This is a genomic window from Brevibacillus sp. IT-7CA2 (genome assembly GCF_949767855.1).
GTDB lineage: Bacteria > Bacillota > Bacilli > Brevibacillales > Brevibacillaceae > Brevibacillus.
Map to the genome: position 1 here is coordinate 211,335 of NZ_CATKQT010000053.1, position 19,120 is coordinate 230,454.

22 protein-coding genes, 1 riboswitch and 1 other annotated feature are annotated in these 19,120 nt (G+C 47.7%); of the genes, 15 read left to right on the top strand and 7 right to left on the bottom strand.

The genetic code is table 11. The annotated features are described in order from the left end of the window. Nucleotides 1-325: 325 nt before the first annotated feature. A complete protein-coding gene (gene rlmD, locus ACM6JA_RS28485; RefSeq protein ID WP_414855109.1) occupies nucleotides 326-1,720 on the bottom strand; it encodes a 23S rRNA (uracil(1939)-C(5))-methyltransferase RlmD in 1,395 nt (464 codons plus the stop codon). A gap of 179 nt (nucleotides 1,721-1,899) precedes the next feature. Between rlmD and ACM6JA_RS28490 the strand changes: the two genes are divergently transcribed. The 3 genes from ACM6JA_RS28490 (at nucleotide 1,900) to yhfH (ending at nucleotide 4,343) form a co-directional block, all read left to right on the top strand. Further along, complete coding sequence (locus ACM6JA_RS28490) at nucleotides 1,900-2,241, top strand: hypothetical protein (protein WP_409177321.1); 342 nt, start codon at nucleotides 1,900-1,902, stop codon at nucleotides 2,239-2,241. Between the two features lie 152 nt (nucleotides 2,242-2,393). After that, nucleotides 2,394-2,653, top strand: a binding site (T-box leader). 99 nt (nucleotides 2,654-2,752) lie between these two features. Continuing rightward, complete coding sequence (gene ilvA, locus ACM6JA_RS28495; protein ID WP_414855110.1) at nucleotides 2,753-4,000, top strand: threonine ammonia-lyase IlvA; 1,248 nt, start codon at nucleotides 2,753-2,755, stop codon at nucleotides 3,998-4,000. A 181-nt stretch (nucleotides 4,001-4,181) separates the two neighbouring features. After that, the gene (gene yhfH, locus ACM6JA_RS28500; RefSeq protein WP_082195876.1) at nucleotides 4,182-4,343 is read left to right on the top strand and encodes a protein YhfH; all 162 of its coding nucleotides are present in this window, start codon (nucleotides 4,182-4,184) and stop codon (nucleotides 4,341-4,343) included. Nucleotides 4,344-4,478: 135 nt separating this feature from the next. Here the strand turns inward: yhfH and ACM6JA_RS28505 are convergent, their stop codons facing one another. After that, a complete protein-coding gene (locus ACM6JA_RS28505; RefSeq protein WP_414855111.1) occupies nucleotides 4,479-4,886 on the bottom strand; it encodes a hypothetical protein in 408 nt (135 codons plus the stop codon). 54 nt (nucleotides 4,887-4,940) lie between these two features. Here ACM6JA_RS28505 and ACM6JA_RS28510 point away from each other — a divergent pair, with 54 nt between their 5' ends. The 3 genes from ACM6JA_RS28510 to ACM6JA_RS28520 all read left to right on the top strand — a co-directional run bounded on the left by ACM6JA_RS28510 (nucleotide 4,941) and on the right by ACM6JA_RS28520 (nucleotide 7,622). After that, complete coding sequence (locus ACM6JA_RS28510) at nucleotides 4,941-5,513, top strand: hypothetical protein (RefSeq protein ID WP_414855112.1); 573 nt, start codon at nucleotides 4,941-4,943, stop codon at nucleotides 5,511-5,513. A 94-nt stretch (nucleotides 5,514-5,607) separates the two neighbouring features. After that, nucleotides 5,608-6,171 (top strand): biotin transporter BioY, encoded by a 564-nt coding sequence (locus ACM6JA_RS28515; RefSeq protein ID WP_414855113.1) that lies wholly within the window; start codon nucleotides 5,608-5,610, stop codon nucleotides 6,169-6,171. Nucleotides 6,172-6,281: 110 nt separating this feature from the next. After that, the gene (locus ACM6JA_RS28520; RefSeq protein WP_414855114.1) at nucleotides 6,282-7,622 is read left to right on the top strand and encodes a cytochrome P450; all 1,341 of its coding nucleotides are present in this window, start codon (nucleotides 6,282-6,284) and stop codon (nucleotides 7,620-7,622) included. A gap of 190 nt (nucleotides 7,623-7,812) precedes the next feature. Here the strand turns inward: ACM6JA_RS28520 and ACM6JA_RS28525 are convergent, their stop codons facing one another. The 3 genes from ACM6JA_RS28525 to ACM6JA_RS28535 all read right to left on the bottom strand — a co-directional run bounded on the left by ACM6JA_RS28525 (nucleotide 7,813) and on the right by ACM6JA_RS28535 (nucleotide 10,654). Then, nucleotides 7,813-9,198 (bottom strand): sensor histidine kinase, encoded by a 1,386-nt coding sequence (locus tag ACM6JA_RS28525; protein WP_414855115.1) that lies wholly within the window; start codon nucleotides 9,196-9,198, stop codon nucleotides 7,813-7,815. Continuing rightward, nucleotides 9,199-9,918: a response regulator transcription factor gene (locus tag ACM6JA_RS28530; protein WP_414855116.1), complete on the bottom strand. Its 720-nt coding sequence runs from the start codon at nucleotides 9,916-9,918 to the stop codon at nucleotides 9,199-9,201. It abuts the gene before it with no gap. A 214-nt stretch (nucleotides 9,919-10,132) separates the two neighbouring features. Continuing rightward, nucleotides 10,133-10,654 carry a C40 family peptidase gene (locus tag ACM6JA_RS28535; protein ID WP_414855117.1) on the bottom strand — a complete coding sequence of 174 codons (522 nt, stop codon included), beginning with the start codon at nucleotides 10,652-10,654 and terminating at the stop codon, nucleotides 10,133-10,135. 4 nt (nucleotides 10,655-10,658) lie between these two features. Beyond that, a riboswitch (cyclic di-AMP (ydaO/yuaA leader) is annotated at nucleotides 10,659-10,798 on the bottom strand. Nucleotides 10,799-11,117: 319 nt separating this feature from the next. On the opposite strand from ACM6JA_RS28535, the gene ACM6JA_RS28540 reads away from it, so the two are divergent. The 7 genes from ACM6JA_RS28540 (at nucleotide 11,118) to ACM6JA_RS28570 (ending at nucleotide 16,676) form a co-directional block, all read left to right on the top strand. Beyond that, nucleotides 11,118-11,519: a LiaF transmembrane domain-containing protein gene (locus ACM6JA_RS28540; protein ID WP_007721562.1), complete on the top strand. Its 402-nt coding sequence runs from the start codon at nucleotides 11,118-11,120 to the stop codon at nucleotides 11,517-11,519. A gap of 84 nt (nucleotides 11,520-11,603) precedes the next feature. Next, nucleotides 11,604-12,299, top strand: coding sequence for a PspA/IM30 family protein (locus ACM6JA_RS28545; RefSeq protein ID WP_414855118.1), 696 nt, complete (start codon nucleotides 11,604-11,606; stop codon nucleotides 12,297-12,299). A 94-nt stretch (nucleotides 12,300-12,393) separates the two neighbouring features. Next, entirely contained in the window at nucleotides 12,394-12,972 is a 579-nt protein-coding gene (locus ACM6JA_RS28550) for a class I SAM-dependent methyltransferase (RefSeq protein WP_414855119.1), read from the top strand. A gap of 14 nt (nucleotides 12,973-12,986) precedes the next feature. Further along, nucleotides 12,987-13,877: a cell wall-active antibiotics response protein LiaF gene (gene liaF, locus ACM6JA_RS28555; RefSeq protein WP_414855120.1), complete on the top strand. Its 891-nt coding sequence runs from the start codon at nucleotides 12,987-12,989 to the stop codon at nucleotides 13,875-13,877. A gap of 13 nt (nucleotides 13,878-13,890) precedes the next feature. Beyond that, the gene (locus ACM6JA_RS28560; RefSeq protein WP_414855121.1) at nucleotides 13,891-15,039 is read left to right on the top strand and encodes a HAMP domain-containing sensor histidine kinase; all 1,149 of its coding nucleotides are present in this window, start codon (nucleotides 13,891-13,893) and stop codon (nucleotides 15,037-15,039) included. A 7-nt stretch (nucleotides 15,040-15,046) separates the two neighbouring features. Then, nucleotides 15,047-15,676: a response regulator gene (locus ACM6JA_RS28565; protein ID WP_414855122.1), complete on the top strand. Its 630-nt coding sequence runs from the start codon at nucleotides 15,047-15,049 to the stop codon at nucleotides 15,674-15,676. A gap of 175 nt (nucleotides 15,677-15,851) precedes the next feature. Then, nucleotides 15,852-16,676, top strand: a complete 825-nt coding sequence (locus ACM6JA_RS28570) for a metallophosphoesterase (RefSeq protein ID WP_414855123.1) — start codon at nucleotides 15,852-15,854, stop codon at nucleotides 16,674-16,676. A 14-nt stretch (nucleotides 16,677-16,690) separates the two neighbouring features. On the opposite strand, the gene ACM6JA_RS28575 is transcribed toward ACM6JA_RS28570, so the two are convergent. Beyond that, nucleotides 16,691-17,479, bottom strand: coding sequence for an N-acetylmuramoyl-L-alanine amidase family protein (locus ACM6JA_RS28575; protein ID WP_414855124.1), 789 nt, complete (start codon nucleotides 17,477-17,479; stop codon nucleotides 16,691-16,693). Nucleotides 17,480-17,640: 161 nt separating this feature from the next. Between ACM6JA_RS28575 and ACM6JA_RS28580 the strand changes: the two genes are divergently transcribed. Both ACM6JA_RS28580 and ACM6JA_RS28585 read left to right on the top strand, forming a co-directional pair. After that, on the top strand, nucleotides 17,641-17,871 hold the full coding sequence (locus ACM6JA_RS28580; protein ID WP_007721554.1) for a YneF family protein: 231 nt from the start codon (nucleotides 17,641-17,643) through the stop codon (nucleotides 17,869-17,871). Between the two features lie 21 nt (nucleotides 17,872-17,892). Next, a complete protein-coding gene (locus ACM6JA_RS28585) occupies nucleotides 17,893-18,072 on the top strand; it encodes a hypothetical protein (protein WP_414855125.1) in 180 nt (59 codons plus the stop codon). Between the two features lie 48 nt (nucleotides 18,073-18,120). On the opposite strand, the gene ACM6JA_RS28590 is transcribed toward ACM6JA_RS28585, so the two are convergent. Continuing rightward, the gene (locus ACM6JA_RS28590) at nucleotides 18,121-19,002 is read right to left on the bottom strand and encodes a LysR family transcriptional regulator (protein ID WP_414855126.1); all 882 of its coding nucleotides are present in this window, start codon (nucleotides 19,000-19,002) and stop codon (nucleotides 18,121-18,123) included. Between the last annotated feature and the right edge of the window lie 118 nt (nucleotides 19,003-19,120).

Below are 19,120 nucleotides of genomic sequence, written 5' to 3' on the forward strand. Positions count from 1 at the left end.
GACAGGTTGTTAAGCCTTCACGTTGAGGGGGCAATCTCAACGGAGCAATTCAAGCAACAGAACGAGCGTATCACTCAACAACAGCAAGACCTAGCAAACAAGAAAGTTGAATTACAGTTAACTTTAGAAGCAAAGAAAGACCTAAATGAACAGCTACAAACATTTAGAAAAGAAGTAGAACACATCGTTAAACTAGACATTAACGATGAACTAGTAATGAAGCAGGTTCTACAAAGGCTCATCCACAAAATTGAAGTATTCGAGGGCGGAAAGATTAAGATTCACTACAATCTTTCCCACCCTCTCTCCTCAAATTAGGTACAGTTTACTTGACTGTATCTTTTCTATCAAGTCTTACTATCACCTCCACATGCGCCGTATGCGGGAACATATCCACCGGCTGCACGCTCTTTAACTCATACCGCTGCATCAGCTTCCCAACATCCTTCGCCAGCGTAGAAGGATTACAAGACACATACACAATCTTCTTCGGCTGCACATCCAACAAGGAACGAATCAGCGCATCATCCAGCCCAGTCCGTGGCGGGTCGACTACGACGACATCCGGTCGAGTCCCTTGTTTGGCCCATTTTGGCATCAAGACCTCGGCACGCCCCACGTGAAAGCTGGCATTCGCCGCTTGGTTACGCTCTGCATTGCGATTGGCATCCTCGACAGCCTCAGGAATCAGCTCGATCCCGCGAACCTCACGAGCATAAGGAGCGAGCCACAAACCGATCGTCCCTGTACCACAATACAAATCGAGCACGAGTTCTTTTCCGGTCAATCCAGCAGCCGTTTTCACCTGATTGTACAGCTTTTGCGTCTGCTCGGGGTTCAATTGGAAGAAGGCACGAGCCGACAAATCGAAGGACAGCTCACCTAGCTTTTCAGCAATGGAGGCCTTGCCCCACAACGATACTGTCTTGTCACCGAAAACAAGCGATGTTTTTTGCGTGTTTACGTTTTGTGCGATTCCTACCAGCTCTGGCAGTCTCGTACGGAGCTCCAAAAGTAGCTCTTTCACCCGTGGGATTGCTGGAGTAGCCGTTACAAGCGTTAATTGCGTTTCACCCGTAGCAAAAGCGACACGAGCTACGATCGTGCGGATGACGCCCGTCCGTTTTTTCTCGTCGTAGATCGGAATTCCGAGCTCCTCGATGATTTGCTTCGCTGCTTGGACGATTTTCGTTGTCGCTTCATGCTGTACCTGACAGCCTTCCAGGTTGACGAGCTTGTGGCTGCCTGTTTGATACAGTCCAGCGATGAGCTTGCCTTTTTCCTTGCCCACCTGAAACTGTGCTTTATTTCGATACGACCACGGATTATCCATACCAATCGTAGGGGAGACTGGTGGCTGATTCAGTCGAGCGTACTTGCGCAGTGACTCGATGACGATTTCCTGCTTGCTCGCGAGCTGTGCGGCATAATCCATGTGCTGCAAGCTGCATCCGCCACACTCCGCATAGACCGGACAGGGGGGCTTTGTGCGAGATGCTGATTTTTCAACGACTCGTAAAAGACGCGCGGTCGCGTATTTTTCTCTTGCCTCGGTTACCTCTGCATGGACAACCTCTCGAGGGAGGGCACCCTCTACAAAAACGATTTTTCTTTTAAAATAGCCGATCCCTTCGCCATTAATGCCCAAGCTCTTGATCGTGAGCGTCATTTGCTGGCCGACACGGATGCTGGCGTCTTGTTCTTTTTTATTCGTTGTCATCTGTTCCGTTCTCCTCAAGCAATTCAGTATTTCCCTATTATAGAGCATTACGAGAGAGGTTGCATGCTTGCGAGAGGGGCTCGAGTGTCTATGAAAGCTTCACAGATAATGGCAACTTCCTGTCCACCGTTGTTTTTGTTATAATAGTGCGGAGAATAATGAGGGAGTTGTGACGCTAGATGCAAGATCTATTTGAAAAAATGAAAGAATATCTCAACATGGATACTGAGATTTCTTTTGACGAGTTTGATGGCTACTACAAAAAGGTAACCGCGTTTCTAAACGATAGCTGGGAGACGTTGAACGAGGAAGATACCATGCACATGCTGTTCATCCTCGACAACCTCAAGTCCAACGGTGAAGAGCGCTCCAAGCGCAAAATCAAGGAAGCGAAAAAATACGCGAAAATGGCGCAGCGCACTGAGATTTGGGCAAATGCACTGATCGGCCGTCTGCGTGAAGCTGGTTTCACAGATGAAGAAATCGGCAAGCGTTACGAAGCGATTTACGAAGCAGTATAGGATGAAGCGAATAGAAAAACGGGTACCGTTTTGAGTGTAATAGCTCGAAAGGGAACCCGTTTTTTTGTCATTGCTTTCCTGCCAAATAACAAGAAGATTGACAACTTGTGGGTTTCGGCGTAGAATGTTTAACTAATTCGAATAGTTCGTATGTATGAGCGTTGAAAAGGAAGAGTAGAAACAGTAAGCAGCGTGCAGAGAGCCGTTCCCCGTGCTGAAAGAATGGCCGCCAGCCTGTTTTGAAAATCACCTTGGAGCATTGTCCTGGAAAATCAGCTTGCCTAGCCAGTGAGTATAGGACAACGAATTCGTCCTCGTTATCGGACGGGAGTTTCATAGTGAACTTCCTAAGTCTGTTTTTCGTGAGGAAGACAGAGAAGCTGAGTGGTACCGCGATGCCCTCGCCTCAGCCAGCCGTGCGCAAATTGTGCGTAGCTGGTTTGGGGCGGGGGCTTTTTGATTTGGTCTGGTCTCTATAACAACAGAGAAGTTACTTAGGAGGAACATATATATGCATACGGTCAGAGTGGAAGACATCGTAGTAGCCAATCACGCATTGAAAGACGTGGTGGAGAAGACGCCCTTACAAAAAAACAAAGTACTGTCCGAGCGTTACGGCTGCAATGTGTATTTGAAAAGAGAAGACTTGCAGGTCGTTCGTTCCTTCAAAATCCGCGGTGCTTATCATTTTATGCGGAATCTTTCCACAATGGAGCGGGAGCGTGGTGTCGTCTGTGCGAGTGCGGGCAATCATGCGCAGGGTGTAGCCTACTCATGTAACCATTTGCAAATCAAGGGCACGATCTTTATGCCAGCGACCACTCCACGTCAAAAAATATCGCAGGTCAAGCTGTTTGGCGGCTCCTACGTAGAAGTTGTATTGATCGGTGATACCTTCGATGATTCATTCGCAGAGGCGATGAAGTATTGCATTCAGGAAGATCGGACCTTTGTCCATCCGTTTGATGATCCATTGGTGGTAGCCGGGCAAGGAACAGTCGGTCTGGAGATTATGAATGACATGGAAGAACCAGCTGATTTCGTCTTTATGAGTATCGGCGGAGGTGGATTGGCAGCGGGTGTGGGAACGTACGTAAAAGGCATCAGCCCGAACACACAGATCATTGGTGTGGAGCCGGCAGGAGCAGCTTCGATGCAAGCCGCTCTGGAACAACACGACGTTGTCACTTTAGATGAAATTGACAAGTTTGTCGATGGTGCAGCCGTCAAGCAAGTGGGGCAGCTAACGATGAGTATTTGTCAGGAGTTACTGGATGACATCGTGCTGGTGCCAGAAGGCAAGGTGTGCACAACCATTTTGGAGTTGTATAACAGCAATGCCATCGTCGTAGAACCTGCAGGTGCCCTGTCGATTGCCGCTCTCGATTACTACCGGGATCAAATCGCAGGGAAAAACATAGTGTGTGTCATCAGTGGCGGAAACAACGACATTGACCGGATGCAAGAGATCAAGGAACGCTCCCTGCTGCATGAGGGCTTGAAGCACTATTTTGTTATCAATTTCCCACAACGTGCCGGTGCCTTGCGAGAGTTTATGGAAAAAGTACTGGGGCCGCACGATGATATCACACGCTTTGAGTATACGAAAAAGAACAACAAAGAAAATGGTCCAGCGCTGGTCGGTATTGAAATGAAATGCCAAGATGACTATCAGCCATTAGTCAGTCGGATGAAGCAGCATGGTATCCGCTATGTAGAGATTACGCATGATCCGTATTTGTTCAATCTGCTGATTTAAACCCTTGTGTTACAACAGATGCGGAATTTGCAAAAATGTATGAATACAGCGAAAAAAGAAGCAATGAAGAGAGATTGAGCGAGAGAGAAAGATAAATCGGCGTAATGTATTATAACAAACTTTTATAAAACAGATGCTGTTGTAATACAATACAGATAATAACACACGGGGGGTTTTAATCATGACGCCGATCACTACTTTCTTTCGCAATCTCGAAGCAAAATGCTGTGCTGCTTGCGGTCAGATGATCCATGAACAAGCTGAATCGTATGCAACAGAATGCGTACCTTGCCAAGAGCAAGCATCCTTTGACGCTTACAAGTACTATCATCAAAAACGCTAATTCGAACATGAATACTGGATAAAACAGGTGTACCACAGGGCATGAGCCATGGGAGGTATACCTGTTTTTTGATGTAAAGAAAAAGCCGCTGTTTCATAACAAGCCGCTGTTTCATAACAACGGCTTTTTCGCATGTCAGCGCGGTTTATCGGCGTGCTTCGCAGCTTCCTGCTTGACGTAATCAATCAGCCCCAATTGAAAGCCTTCCTGTGTAAGGAGACGTTTGGCTTCATACGTACTCGCATAATAGGCTTGGACATGCGGATCGTTGTCCAGAACGTAACGACACGCCTGATCACGAGACAACTCCTGGTACCAGTCTGTCTGTTTTATTTGGGCGACGAGATCCTCATAGGCTGGTTCCGGCTTTTTCCATGGATTCAAACGATGAATAATTTCACCAAGGATTGCAACAACGATTAGAATTCCGATTAAAAACATGGCTGTCACCTCAAAGGTTGGATCACTCTCATGGTACCACTCTCCTGGAGGCGCCGCCATGGGGAAGTCGGTCTGCTTGCAAAACAAGTAGAAAGCAGGCATGCTATATACTGTAAATAGAAAGGGCCCGATTGTCTGGGAAAAGGAGGGCGCGAGATGTTTCATCCGCTTGTTTTTGACAATATCAGAGTTGTGTTGGAAGGTGCGGTATACGATCGGGACTTCGAAGGGGCAATCACGATTACGAACCGTTCGGATGTCATGGATATGGCTACGTTCCATCGACAGTTTCAGATCGAGTTCAAGCTGGCTGATCAACAGGATCATACCGTAGCTGTCCGTGCTGAGATGCAGCTTCGTACCCAGTTAGCTGATATTGCAGCCGAGCAGCTAGAACAGCCGTTGACAGATCATATCGGATGTACGATTTGCATCCATTTTTTCATGCAGATGGAAAATTACAGAGATATGCCCGCAGAAGCGAGAGAAATCACATCGATTCTCAATGATATCTGGGGTCAGCGACCTTATATTACACAGAAAGTATCGGCTAAGTTAGAGGAGCATCGAATCGATTGGCCGCCGAAGCAAATAACCAATCAGGTGACGCTGGACTTTCATCGGAAAATTGATGAAGGCAACATCGATGACCTGAACGAATTAATCGATCATACGGTTCAGTCACTTCAAAAGCTGCAGCTATACATGGATCAACAAGCAAAAAGGTAAGCGGACAGAACGGGGATTTACAAAAGGGCAGATGCGTATTATTATTTTGTTAACCTTATAATATTTTTAGTTAACAAAACGGAGGCTAGTACGCATGAGAAACGAACGCTTGAGATGGCTATTACTCTCTGCCATCTTTGCTGCAATGACAGCGGTATTGTCGCAGGTGACGATTCCCTTGCCGTTGATTCCAATTACCGCACAGACGTTAGCAGTAGGGCTGACAGCGACCATTTTGGGAAGGCGATACGGGACACTGGCTTTGGTTATTTACGTTTTGCTCGGTGCAGTCGGATTGCCTGTGTTCAGCGAGGCAAAAGGCGGATTGCAAATATTGGTCGGCAAATCCGGCGGGTACATATTCGGGTTTATTGCAACCGCTTATGTGACCGGACTCTACTTGGAGAAAACAAGATTCAACCTGAAAAACGCCATCACCGCCAATATCATTGGCATGTTTGTCACACTCGCTTTTGGTACTGTACAGCTCAAATACGTCATGGACATTCCATGGGATAAAGCTGTCGCTTTTGGTGTAACGCCTTTCCTCGTTGTAGGGGTTGTCAAAGCAGTTCTGGCTTCTCTGATTGGTATCAAGGTACGCGAGCGACTGATTGCTTCTCGTCTGTTGCGCACAGATCAACCTGTTACACGATAATCAAATTGATTTCGTAAGCCATCCGAAGTTCGGGTGGCTTTTTTTCGCATAATCTCCTTATCGTGCCGGATACTATCGGTAGGATTTTGCATGTAAAAAGGAGGAGACGTATGAATATCACGGTCACTGGCCCAAAAGGTCTTCCGATCTCAGGGAACTTGATGGCATTTCGCAGATCGCCGCTTCAGTTCATCCGCGACGCTGCAGAAGAGCATGGAGAAGTCGTCCATTTTCGCTTCGGTCCTTCCCGCCATGTTTACCTGTTAACGAATCCGGATCACATCAAAGAGATTTTGGTCAGCAAGCAGGCGCATTTTCGAAAAGGGAAAGCATTGCAGGCGGCACGACCTGTCGTAGGGGATGGAATTCTCACCAGTGAAGGAAAAAAGCATCTGCGACAACGGCGGCTTATGCAGCCAGCTTTTCATCGAGAACGTATCGCCAGCTACGGAGATGTGATGGTCCGGCAAGCAGTTGATCTCATGGCAGATTGGAAAACCGGGGAGCTGCGTGATATTCACTCGGACATGATGAAAGTAACCCTTGCGATCATTACGGAGACTATGTTTGGCAAAACCGTCAAGGAAGGCGCCGATCAGATTGGACATGCCATCGATGTCGGTTTGAAATACGTGGCAAACAAAGGCTCCTCTTTTATCGACATTCCTTTGTCCGTACCTACAAAAAGCAATCGGGAGTTCCTGGAGTCGAGTGAGTTGCTGGACAAAACGATCTACTCTTTGATCGAAGCTCGGCGTAATAGCGAAGGAGAAGAGCACAAGGACTTGTTGGGAATGCTTTTGGCAGCGCGTGATGAAGATGATGGAGAAGGAATGACAGACGAGCAGGTGCGCGACGAGGTCATGACCATTTTTGTAGCTGGCCATGAAACGACTGCGAATACTATGTCGTGGATTTTCTATTTGCTGGCTACTCATCCCGAGGTGGAGAAAAAGCTGCATGACGAGCTGTCGACGGTGCTGTGTGAAAAGCTGCCGACAGTCGAGGATCTTCCGCAGCTGAAGTATACGAATCTCATTGTACAGGAAACGCTGAGGCTCTATCCTGCGGCCTGGACGATTAATCGGGAAGTGGTAGAAGAGGTTGAGATCGGCGGTCACACGTACAAGCCTGGCGAAACACTGATGATGAGCCAATATGTCATGCACCGTAACCCACGCTATTATGAGCAGCCTGAACAATTTATTCCAGAGCGTTTTGACAGCGACCTCTTAAAAAGAAATCCAGCTTATGCTTATTTTCCGTTTGGCGGTGGGCCGCGTGTTTGTATTGGGAACAACTTTGCTTTGATGGAGGCGGGTTTGCTATTGGCGACGATCGCACAGCGATATCGACTACGCCTGGCTGAACCGAATCAGGCAGTGGAGCCCGAGCCGTTGGTCACCTTGCGTCCCAAAAACGGACTGCCGATGCGTTTGGAGAAGAGATAGAAAAAAATGGAAATAGAGGGCAAAAAAAGAGGCATCTTATCACTACGGTTTCGCCGATTGTGTCAGATACCGAACTGGGGGTTATTTATCACTGAAAGCAACATGCTTACAAAAATTATTTTACTAGTAAAATATAAAGAAATAATTAACTGGCAATAAATCTATATAAAGTAAGGGTAGCTTGTGAAAGCTACCCATGGAAGAAGGGGATGGTGAAGGAGAAACTGCTTCCCATTCCCAATTCACTGTTTACCATCAGATCTCCGCCGTGAAGCCGGACGATGCTCTTGCAAATCGTTAAGCCTAAGCCTGTACCGCCATTGTTGCGATTTCGTGATTTTTCCGCCCGATAAAACTTGGTGAAAATCTTCGGCAAGTCTTCAGAGGCGATTCCTTCTCCTTTGTCGATCACAGTAAAAAGGACATGTCCTTCTCGCTGATCACAAGTAAGGTAAATGGAGCCATCCGGTTTATTGTAGTGAATGGCGTTGTTCAACAAGTTTTCCATGACACGTCGCAGCTTGGTCTCATCCGCTTCGATGTGTAGTTCATTGGAGATACGCAGCTTCCATTGAAAGGTGAGGCCTGCCTCTTTGATTCTTGGCAAATAGTCCTCAATAATTCCTCTCAAGAAGCTTTTGACATGAATGCGGTTAATGTTGAGTCGGACTTCGGAGCTTTGGGTGGTGAAGTCCTGCAACTCATCCAGCAGCTTTTCCAAGTCCGTCGTTTTTAGCTCGATTTTGCTCATCTGTTTCTGTATTTTGGTCATATCCGTCACACGACCGGAGCCGATATATGACGCATACCCTTTGATCGTGGTGAGTGGTGTGCGGAAGTCGTGGGCGATCGAAGCAATCATTTCAGCCTGTCTTTCTTCCGCTAAGCGAAGCTCATCAACCATATCCCCGAAATATCGAAAGAGTTGTCCAAACTCATCATGCGATCGATACGTAAATGTCACTAACCGTTTCCCTTCCTGGATTTCTTGGGTGACGCGCGATAATTCGTTCACGGGCCGTAGTATCCAGCGAACGAACAAAGCGAGTAGAACCAATCCCACCAGACTAATGCTTCCGTAAATAAACCAAAGCATCATGGAAACCCCTGTCGTAGCCATCATGTCGTAATCATCTGTGTAGAAATAAACAACGATCTCCCCTGTACGCGGTGGCTCCTGCTGAAAATGGTACTCAGCTACCACTTTGAGGTCATTTTGCTTGGCAGAATCGCCACGGTTTGATGAGGAGGGAGAAGGCATTTTCAAATTATAGGCGCGTGATGTTTTGCTGTAGATGGTGTTTCCATTGGCATCCTTCACGAGCATGCGGTACATCACGTCGTCTGGCAACTGCTTTTCAAGCTCCAAACGTTCGATTGGGTCCTTGAAATTACTGACGAGAAGCAATTGATTGAGCATGACCTTCTCTGCGGCTTCCTTCTCAGCCTGGTACTGATTATGCCGATCATTTTTGAGTTGAGCGACAATAATGTCTTGAAAAACAAATTTAAACAACAAGATGTTGAGTGTGATCAAGGCAATGAAGGAGAGAAAAATTTTATTACGTAAGCTCATTTAAAGCTTCTCCCCGATGAATACGTAGCCTGTCCCCCATTGTGTTTTAATGAACTGACGCTCTGTTTCCAACTTTTCACGGAGGTTTTTGATATGGACGGTCACTGTATTGAGCGAGCCATAACCATATCCCCAGACACGGTCGTAGATTTGCTCTCTTGTAAAGACGATGCCCGCATTTTCTGCGAGGAATGTGAGCAGTTGAAATTCTTTGGTAGAGAGCTCAATTTTTTGATTACATACATAAACGGAATACGTTTCTTTATGAATTTCTAGGTCCTTGAATTTCAAAACGGTAATCGGAGAAGAAGCTGTTTCCTTCTCTGGCTGCTCCTCAGTATGCTTGCGAATGCGCTCATAACGACGCAGGTGGGCACGAATGCGAGCGAGCAGTTCTTCTGTATCAAATGGCTTTGTAATGTAATCGTCTGCGCCAATTTCAAAGCCGACTACCTTATCTACCGCTTTTCCTTTTGCACTGAGAAACAGTATAGGCAAATCCCACTCACGGCGAATTTGAGAACAGAGCTCGTAGCCACTCATGTTGGGCATCATAATACCCAAAAGGATCAGGTTGGGTCGCTCTCCTTGGCTGAGCAGGGAGAGTGCATCTTCTCCACTCTCTGCGGAGGAAACGCTGAAGCCCTCGTTCTCCAAAATGTCTTCTAGCAGTTCAATAATCTCCAGATTGTCATCGACAATTAAAATGTGATCTTTCACCGGAACAACCCCCAGTTACTTCTATTAATAAGGAATACCATTCAAAGAATGGGTCTTGTCTATCATAACATGCTTTGACCTGATCAGGGGAAGAAACCCCGTAAGTTATTAAGTTGTTCTAATATATGAGGGTACCTCTTTAGACCAGGTACTAAGTTTCGTCAGAAAAAGCCAGAGACGTAGTGTCCCTGGCTTTTATTATTTTGCCGAACGACTATTTTTTAGCTGGTTTTTCCGGCAACGATGCAGCTTGCACCGCTTTTTCCTTTTTCGGAGTTTCTGCTTTCGCTAGAACAGGAGCGCTGAGACGCTTGGCGCCTACATAACGCTTGCTCCAGTAGTATGGATCGCTCAACTTAGTGTTGACGACTCCACGACCAGATTCCGAGTGTACAAATGTGCCGTCTCCAATGTAGATACCCACGTGAGAAATGCTGCGACCGTTCGTATTGAAGAACACGAGATCGCCTGGCTGCAAATCTTTTCTGGCTACCTCTGTACCTAATTCGTACTGAGAAGCAGAATTGTGAGGCAGGTCTACACCTAACGCATCAAATACGTAGCGCGTGAAACCGGAGCAGTCAAAGCCCTTTTTGGACGAGCCGGAAGATTTGTAAGGGGTACCGTACAAGTCGCTGACTACTTCATTGAGAGTATTCTCCTCAGCAGCATGTGCAGCGCCTGCCCCCATAGCAAGCATTCCAGCCATAAATAAAGATAAAACTACCTTGCGCAAAAGAAACTGCTCCCTTCGTGAGCCTACGAGGTTAGCTGAAGGGTTCGGTCGAAAGGACGCCCTAGGCTGCTAGGAGTAGCAACCATTCACCCCAAAAACGTGGTTCCCCCGTTTCCGCCAAGCGGAATTCGGCTATTTTTCGATGTTTTTTTACACGCACTCTTACGAAGATTCTACGCCAGTCCTTCTTTTCCTTCTTTTTCATCCACTAGTTCACATATTCGTCACAAAAATACCGTCAAATGCTGTAACGTTTTCGTTCAACAGTGCAAGACGCCTTTCGACGCGCGCTTGTTCTGCCTTGCGGGACAGCTCGTCCGATTAGGGCAGGAAATTGTCTCCGTCCAAGGACGGAGGGAAAAACCAACCGCACGCCCGTTATGGGAAGCCTATACCGGGGGCTACAATAAGGGCATAACGTTCCACAAGCACCACATGCAAAACGAATGGAGGTAAGCGAGTAATGAGCGAACGGTCTGGCAAAGTTCTACTCGGGCTGGTTCTGCTGCTAGTCGGTGGGTTGGTTCTTCTAGATCTGGTGGGTATCGATATCGGAGACTTGCTCGGGTTCATCATTCCCGGTGTGATCATGATATACGGTGCCAAAAAGATTATGGGACAAACCGGTTCACGCTTTTGGGGAATCCTAGTCTTCCTATTCGGGTTCCTGATGTTGATTGGCAAGCTTGACCTACTATTTCACGCACTTCTGGCCATTGGGGTGATTTATCTGGGATATCGCTTACTGCGTCCCAGTCAAGAACCTAAACAAGCTCCACCTGCTTGGGAGCGTGAATGGGCCCAAAAAGTATTAAAAGAAGATACGCTAGACGCTTGGGAGAGAAACGTAACCAAACGGCCATAACCGTTTTGGTAACCGCAATAACACTGTGTCGCAAGAGTCTTTTGGATGAACAATATGATGTGATATGATGAGGAGGAAAAAATAATGAGTATCTTTAAACGTTTGCGTGACCTGACAGTAGCTTCGGTAAATGATGCATTGGATTCGATGGAAGATCCGGTAGTAATGCTGAATCAATATATGCGTGACATGGAAGTAGAAATCGGACAAGTTGAAGTAGCGGTTGCCCGTCAGGTTGCACTGGAAAAGAAATTCCGCCAGCAATTGGACGAAGCCAATGCTCTGATCGAAAAACGCGATCGTCAAGTCAAGCTCGCCTTGACTGAGGGAGAAGACGAGTTGGCTCGTCGAGCACTCGCTGACAAGAAGCAGTACGAAGGCCGTGCAGCGGAATATGAAGGTCTCTACCTGTCAGCATCCGAGGCAGCTACGCAAATGCGCGAGAAGCTGGCTGAGTTGAAGGAAGAGTTCTATAAAATGCGTGCGAAAAGGTTCACACTGATGGCACGTGCACAAGTAGCTCGTACACAAAAGCAAGTCAATCAAGCAGTTGTCGGTATCGGCAATCCGTCCGCAGGCCGTGGCTTCGCCCGCATGGAAGAAAAAGTCATGCGCATGGAAGCAGAAGCGCAAATGAGTGGACAATGGCGCCAAACAGACCGCGCTTGGGAGAACGCTTTGTCTGAACTGGAAAAGGATGATCTCGATGCAGAACTTGCTAGTATCAAAGCATCCATTAATGAAGTGAAAACACCGGTAGCCAAACCAGTACAATCCTAATTCGACAGGAACTGGGGGACTGGGTGTAGAATAGCTTGTGTCAATTCGGCAGCCTGTGTACATCAGGCTGCTTTTCCCCTAGGAGGTACGATTCTTGCAGGACTTCTTGGTCTTTTTGCGGCGGTTTATCGCTGAGCCTGGACGCGTCGGTAGTATAATCCCCAGCTCTCGTTTTTTATGTGAGCAAATGTTGAAAAGCGTCGATTGGGCTTCAACCGATGTGATCCTGGAGCTGGGACCTGGTACAGGGGCATTTACCCAAACGATCTATCAGCGCTTGCGTCCCGGCACACAGTATGTGCTTGTGGAACGAGATTCCCATTTTCGCTCTATGCTTCAATCACGTTTTCCCGATCTTCCTATCAGGGAGGAAGCGACTCAACTTAGGTCTTACTTGGAGGAGCAGAGCCTTGCAGGTGCAGATGTCATTATCTCAGGTCTGCCATTCGCCAATTTTCCACAAGAGCTGAGGGCAGCAATTCTGGACGAAGTTCAATCTGTACTGAAGCCAGGGGGCCTATTTATTACATTCCAATATTCGCTACAACTCCAAGCTGAGTTGCAGGATCGTTTTTCCTGGGTCAAGATCGACTTTACCCTGTTGAACATTCCGCCTGCATTCATCTATACATGTCGTAATGGTCAAAGTGAAAACGATCAGCATGGGGCGTGAGAGAGGAGACTTTTGTGAAACTGTCCCGTTTGCACAAAATGTTGGCTGGTGTCCTGATTATTTTTACGGGAATCGGTCTTTTGTTAGACAGTTTGGGTATCATTTCATTCGGTCTGTTTGATTTGTGGCCGATGGTGCTTATTTATTTTGGCCTTCGTTTGTGGGGGCAGAAAAATCGGATTGGCGGAGGGATTCTATTCTCCCTGGGGACCATTATCGCGATGGATATGTGGTTTGGTGTCGGGGTCGATGATTTGTTCCAAATTGCAGTGCCAATCGTGTTTATTTATTTCGGGTTTCAGTTGATTCGGGGCAAGAACAGCAGAAGAGATCACCGTGTGAATCAACCTTTGGGCGATACGGGGACCCCATCTGCTGCGGAGACGATTATGACAAGTGATGCGAGTGTTCCGAGTGACATGAAGGTTTCAACAGAGGAACGTCCTTGGCTAGACAGCTGGAACAAATGGAAGCAAGTTGGTGGCAAAATTCCTCATCACGAAGGAATGTCTTCATCATCTGACGACACGTTGCCAAAAGATTCCCGCAGTTCTCTGATTGGAGATTATCACCTGACCTCGGGGCGTTTTGAACTGAATCACTTGCATGTCTGGCATGGAATCGGGGATGTCGTGATTGATCTTTCCCGGGCAGTGTTGATGCGAGATGAGGCAGTTCTTGTCGTAGAGGGCTGGGTAGGCGATGTGACGATTTATGTGCCTGTCGATCTTCCTGTATCGGTAACGGCAGGGTTGAGTATTGGTGACCTGGAGGTGCTAAGCCACCGTCAGGGAGGTATCAATCGCAGTGTTAAGATTCGTTCTGATCAGTATGATGAAGCATTGCAAAAAGTAAACTTGCATATCTCGCTGCTTGTCGGCGATATAAAAGTCAAGTACATCTAGGAGGTACTGGCGGATGCGTCGACAGCGATTGGCAAGTATTCAGTGGCAATACGTGCGCTATGGCATGTTACTGGCCGTCAGTGCAATTACTGCCGCGTTTATTTGTTTCTTTTGGCTATACTTTTTATGGAAAGATCACCCCGGGATTCATCGGTGGTACAACGAAATGATCAGCGACCGCAACCTCGTGTGGTGGCTTGAAGAATATATAGGCATCAATCTGCCTGCCGATCCAGAGGGCTTGATTCAGCTTGCTGCTTTTGTTGTCTCTTTGCCTGCAGGTGTCTTAGTGGCATTGATCATTTCCTATATCATTGGCAATTTGTTGAAAAAGAGACTTAGTGTACTGTGGGAAGCTGCCATGAAGCTTGGGCGCGGAATGCTGTCGTATCGTGTTCCCGAATTGGGCGTCGATGAAGTCGGCGAATTAGGATGGCAGATCAATCGCTTGGCTTCACAATGGGAAGAGCAAGTGGCATCTTTGCAGCGGCTGTCGAACCACAATGCGGCTCTCGCAGAACAATTGAAGCATGCAGCGGTAACAGAGGAGCGACAGAGATTGGCGAGAGAACTGCATGATGCAGTCAGCCAGCAGCTGTTCGCCATCGCCATGACGACTGCGGCGATGAAGCGGCTAGTAGAAAAAAATCCACAACGTGCAGCACAACAGATTGAATTGGTCGAAGAGATGGCAGCAGCTGCACAAGCGGAGATGAGGGCATTACTCTTGCATCTTCGTCCGGCTACGTTACAAAACAAGTCATTGAAGGAAGCCATTCTGGAACTTTTAGATGAGCTGACGCGTAAAAATACTATGCAGCTGACTTGGGAGATTGAAGACGTCGAAGGCTTGCCGAGTGGAATTGAGGATCATTTGTTCCGCATTTTGCAGGAGTCCTTGTCCAATACATTACGGCATGCCAAAGCTACCCAGATTACAGTAAAGCTGTTTACGCTGCAAGAGCAGGTTCGCCTGCGAGTATCGGATGACGGTGTTGGTTTTGATCCGGATGGGGAGAAAATGACGTCCTACGGTCTGCGCAGCATGCAAGAGCGCGTAGCAGAGGTCGGAGGCTCCATGGAGATTTACTCGGCAATTGGGAAGGGGACGCAAATTGAGGTGCGTATTCCTCTAATGTCACAGACGGAACGGGAAGGGTGAAGGCTCGGTGATTCGGGTACTACTGGTAGATGATCACGAAATGGTTCGGATGGGTCTGGCTGCTTATTTGTCTACGGAGGACGATATTGAAGTCGTAGCAGAGGCAAGCAGTGGAGAAGAAGGGGTGCGGATGACACAAGAGCTGCGCCCAGATGTCGTTCTGATGGATTTGGTCATGGAAGGCATCGGCGGTGTGGAAGCGACTCGGCGTATTCGTGAAAGCTGTCCATCCAGTAAGGTTATTGTCTTGACCAGCTTTATTGATGACGAAAAGGTATATCCGGTCATTGAAGCGGGGGCATTCAGCTACTTGCTGAAGACTTCGCGTGCAGCTGAGATTGCAAAGGCAATCCGCTCTGCTGCGGCGGGTGAGCCAGTTTTGGAATCGAGGGTAGCAGGAAAAATCATGGCCCGTTTCCGTCACGGTCAAGAGTCCCATCCCCATGAGCAACTGACGCCGCGTGAGTTGGAGGTTTTGAAGCTGATCGGTCAGGGCAAGTCCAACCAGGAGATTGCAGATGAGCTGATTATCGGGATCAAAACGGTCAAGACTCATGTGAGCAACATTCTTGCCAAGCTGAACGTGGAGGATCGCACGCAAGCGGCCATTTACGTGCATACGCATAGTTTAGGCTAATCACATAGCATCATGTATAGGTAAACGCGCCAAAAAGCTCCTCGGGTAAACAGGGGCTCTTTCGCGCGTTTACTTTTTTAAACGGTTTTCTTGTACACAACCCGTGAGTTTTTTTCGCAGATGTGGTAAAGATAGTAAGTAACGAATGAGAGATAACGGAAAGGAGGGACGCGCTATGAGGCACAAACCTCAAACGCGCTCCAAGGTGCTTTCGGCTGACAATGGTGTGGATATCGTCGGCGATGTTCACGGCTGTTACGACGAATTTATAGAATTGCTCAAACGCTTGGGATATGAACAAACCCGAGACGGTACATATCGCCATCCCCACGGCCGAAAGCTCCTTTCCCTCGGTGATATCACGAGTCGTGGACCTTACTCAATCAAAATGCTGCAATTTTTTCACCATCATGTCACGGCAGGCCTGGCTGAGATGGTGGATAGTAACCACGGGTGGAAAGTAGCCCGCTGGTTGGACGGCAGGCCAGTGACATTGGCACACGGAGATGAAAAGGTAGAAGAGGAGATTCGGCTGTATCAGCAAGAATGCGGACCGAAGAAGGCCTCCTTGCTACGAGAGCAGAGTCGCAGATTGCTATTTTCTTCTCCTTCGCACATGATCATCAAACAGAATGAAAAAACAGTAGCGGTCGCCGTTCATGCGGGGATTCGCGATGATTACATAGGAATGGATTCGCCTGCGGTCTACACGTTTTGCCGATATGGCGATGTGGCAGGGACGGGACCGGATGGGCGCCCGATCCGTAGAGAATGGGCGAAAGAACGAAAAGTGACTTCGCCCATAATCGTATGGGGACATGATCCGCATCCAGAACCAAAACGAAAAAATGGCACCATCAACATCGACCAAGGATGTGTGTTCGGCGGAATGCTAACCGCCTACCGCTACCCAGAGGACGAATTAGTGAGTGTGCCAGCAAAAAGAAACTATTCGGGCTTAACGGATACGCCGCTGACCCGTTTTAAGGCAGACGATTAAACGGAGACGTTATGTTACGTTTTGAGCTTTTCGAATAAACGCTTCAGGATGACAGCCTGTGCCCAGAGCGGCAGAGGTTGGTCAGGCTGCTGACGCCATTGTTCGTCGGTTAATAAGCCTTGATCATACAGCCAGTTGACGGCTTCCTGCTTCCAGTCAGGCACATTCCCTTCTCCGTTTCCAGGAGAAGTGGTGGGAGCAAGGGTCGGTGCTGCAGTAGGTTTTGGAGTAGAAGTAGGAGTCGTAGGGGGCTGGTAGGGAAGTTTAGCGTACGTGCAAAATGCCCGGACTACCCCTTCAGCGAGATCTCGCCAATCCTGTTGCAGTTTATTTGCGTCCAAAGTATTGTCGGCAAAGCCATACTCGACGATTACCGTCTCCACGCTGCCAGTCTCCCGGTGCATGAAGTAGTAATCGAGCCGCGGATTATCTGGCAGTGTCCGCGTAAAAATGCGTCGATTCGGCATCCCTTCCGCTGCCAGGGCATCCTGGATCAATTGGGGAAAGGTTGGGGAGCCGTAAATCGAGTAAATGACCTCGGAGCCTCGGCCGCCACCTGAGTTAATGTGGTTCGCTATACAGTAGCGAGCACCACTGTTTCGAACCAGAGCAGTCCGAGCCTCACTTGTCAGAGTCACATCGGTTGTCCGTGTGATAGCGACAGGAATATTTAGAGCCAAAAAGCGATTATATTGGTAGAGCGATATTTGCAAATTCATATCTTTCTCGGTAAATTGCGTGTTGTTTCCTCCACCTGGATCGCTGCCACCGTGTCCAGCGTCCAGAATCACAATTGGAGCCATAGTTGTTTCACCTCTTGCTATTAGAATATGCTTGAAACAAAGATATTGTTGAGGGCAGTGTTCTCATTTTCCAAGTTTTCTAATCACAATTTACAGAAGATAGCCCAACTATGGTACAATAAAAGAGTTCATAATTACGTATAGAGGATGGTAATGTATTGATGGCTTGGTACAACTGGGTAATTCCAATTGTTACATTGTTAATCGGTCTCGCTGGTGGATTTTATGGAGGGACTTATTTCTTGAAAAAACAAATGTCCAACATGCAAATGGACGACAAGCAGCTTCAAGCCATGGCCCGTTCAATGGGGATGAATCTTAACCAAAAGCAGCTCAAACAGATGAGCCGTACGATGAAAAACATGAAAATGCCAAATAAATTCGGGAAGTAGCGTGAAAGGGAGTGTCGTTTGATGGGGGCGACCCGGCTGCGCTACACGATGATCGGTTTTATTCTCGGCGTGTTTATCGTGTATCTGAAAGACCTGCCGCTTGCCGAAGGAATTCGGTTTGCGGCCCCTTTTTACGGAGCGGGGATTGGACTGCTCATTGACGGCATTATTTTACGTATGAAAAAAAGAAAGCAAGAGTAGGGGAAGAGCCTGGCGAATGATGCCAGGCTTTTTTCTGTTGGAAAGGGCTTATTTTTCAAGAGACTCAGCAAAATACTGGACGATAAAATCACAGAACTTGCGTGCTGCCAGGGAGAGATATCTTTTTTCGTGCCGAATCATTTGAAAATGTCGCTGGCAGATCGGGTGTTCGATCGGAAGCATGACAAGGTGAGGGTCTTCCTCTCGACTGATACAGCCATAGAGGGCGATGCCAAGACCTGCGCGGACCAGCTTTTGGATAGAGCCGGGATCATCTACCCGACAAGCGAATTTGGGGGTAATCCCTGCTTTTTGAAAGAACTGATCGTACAGCATTTGAATGGGAAAGTCCTCCCTGTAGCCGATAAAGGACTCTTCAGCCAGCTCGCTTAGTCGAATACTGGTTTTCTTGGCTAAGTGATGTGTGCGGGGGACAGCTACATGAATATCTTCTTTCAATACGGGCGTAGTCAAAATATCCGGCACCCTGATCGGTAAATGGGTGAAGCAAATATCCACTTCGCCTGACTCCAAGAGGGTTGCCATTTCTTCGATGCTGGCTTGCGTGATCTGGAAGTGTACATCAGGATGGACGGCGAGAAACTCGCCCAACGGTTCTGATAACAGATCCAAGGTCGACGTTGCCAGATGAATACGACCATGTTCCATTCCGGCCAGATCCGATACGACTTTTTGACCTTCCTCCAACAAGTTCAGTGCTTTATCTACCCGTTCCAAATATGCCTTCCCAAATGTATTCAGCCGAATACGTCCTCGCTCGCGGTCAAATAACGGAACCCCGACATCCTCTTCCAACCGAGCAATGGTTTTGCTGAGAGCAGGCTGGGCAATCCGCAACTCTTGGGCGGCTTTCGTCATATGCTGCCACTTGGCCACTGTTCGGAAATAGTGCAATTGCAACAATTCCATTCGATTCAACTCCATATACTCAGGTATATCAACTACATGTCAAAAGATATATTTTCGTTTATTTTAAAATCATTATAAACTACATCTAGCAAGGCCAACAATCACCTTCCCGGGAAGA

Coding starts and splice junctions, on each gene's coding strand:
- ACM6JA_RS28515 (WP_414855113.1), top strand. CDS start 5,608: ATGAGAAACGAACGCTTGAGATGGCTATTACTCTCTGCCATCTTTGCT.
- ACM6JA_RS28570 (WP_414855123.1), top strand. CDS start 15,852: ATGAGGCACAAACCTCAAACGCGCTCCAAGGTGCTTTCGGCTGACAAT.
- yhfH (WP_082195876.1), top strand. CDS start 4,182: ATGACGCCGATCACTACTTTCTTTCGCAATCTCGAAGCAAAATGCTGT.
- ilvA (WP_414855110.1), top strand. CDS start 2,753: ATGCATACGGTCAGAGTGGAAGACATCGTAGTAGCCAATCACGCATTG.
- ACM6JA_RS28560 (WP_414855121.1), top strand. CDS start 13,891: ATGCGTCGACAGCGATTGGCAAGTATTCAGTGGCAATACGTGCGCTAT.
- rlmD (WP_414855109.1), bottom strand. CDS start 1,720: ATGACAACGAATAAAAAAGAACAAGACGCCAGCATCCGTGTCGGCCAG.
- ACM6JA_RS28575 (WP_414855124.1), bottom strand. CDS start 17,479: ATGGCTCCAATTGTGATTCTGGACGCTGGACACGGTGGCAGCGATCCA.
- ACM6JA_RS28545 (WP_414855118.1), top strand. CDS start 11,604: ATGAGTATCTTTAAACGTTTGCGTGACCTGACAGTAGCTTCGGTAAAT.
- ACM6JA_RS28510 (WP_414855112.1), top strand. CDS start 4,941: ATGTTTCATCCGCTTGTTTTTGACAATATCAGAGTTGTGTTGGAAGGT.
- ACM6JA_RS28540 (WP_007721562.1), top strand. CDS start 11,118: ATGAGCGAACGGTCTGGCAAAGTTCTACTCGGGCTGGTTCTGCTGCTA.
- ACM6JA_RS28585 (WP_414855125.1), top strand. CDS start 17,893: ATGGGGGCGACCCGGCTGCGCTACACGATGATCGGTTTTATTCTCGGC.
- ACM6JA_RS28580 (WP_007721554.1), top strand. CDS start 17,641: ATGGCTTGGTACAACTGGGTAATTCCAATTGTTACATTGTTAATCGGT.
- ACM6JA_RS28520 (WP_414855114.1), top strand. CDS start 6,282: ATGAATATCACGGTCACTGGCCCAAAAGGTCTTCCGATCTCAGGGAAC.
- ACM6JA_RS28490 (WP_409177321.1), top strand. CDS start 1,900: ATGCAAGATCTATTTGAAAAAATGAAAGAATATCTCAACATGGATACT.
- ACM6JA_RS28590 (WP_414855126.1), bottom strand. CDS start 19,002: ATGGAATTGTTGCAATTGCACTATTTCCGAACAGTGGCCAAGTGGCAG.
- ACM6JA_RS28525 (WP_414855115.1), bottom strand. CDS start 9,198: ATGAGCTTACGTAATAAAATTTTTCTCTCCTTCATTGCCTTGATCACA.
- ACM6JA_RS28505 (WP_414855111.1), bottom strand. CDS start 4,886: ATGCCTGCTTTCTACTTGTTTTGCAAGCAGACCGACTTCCCCATGGCG.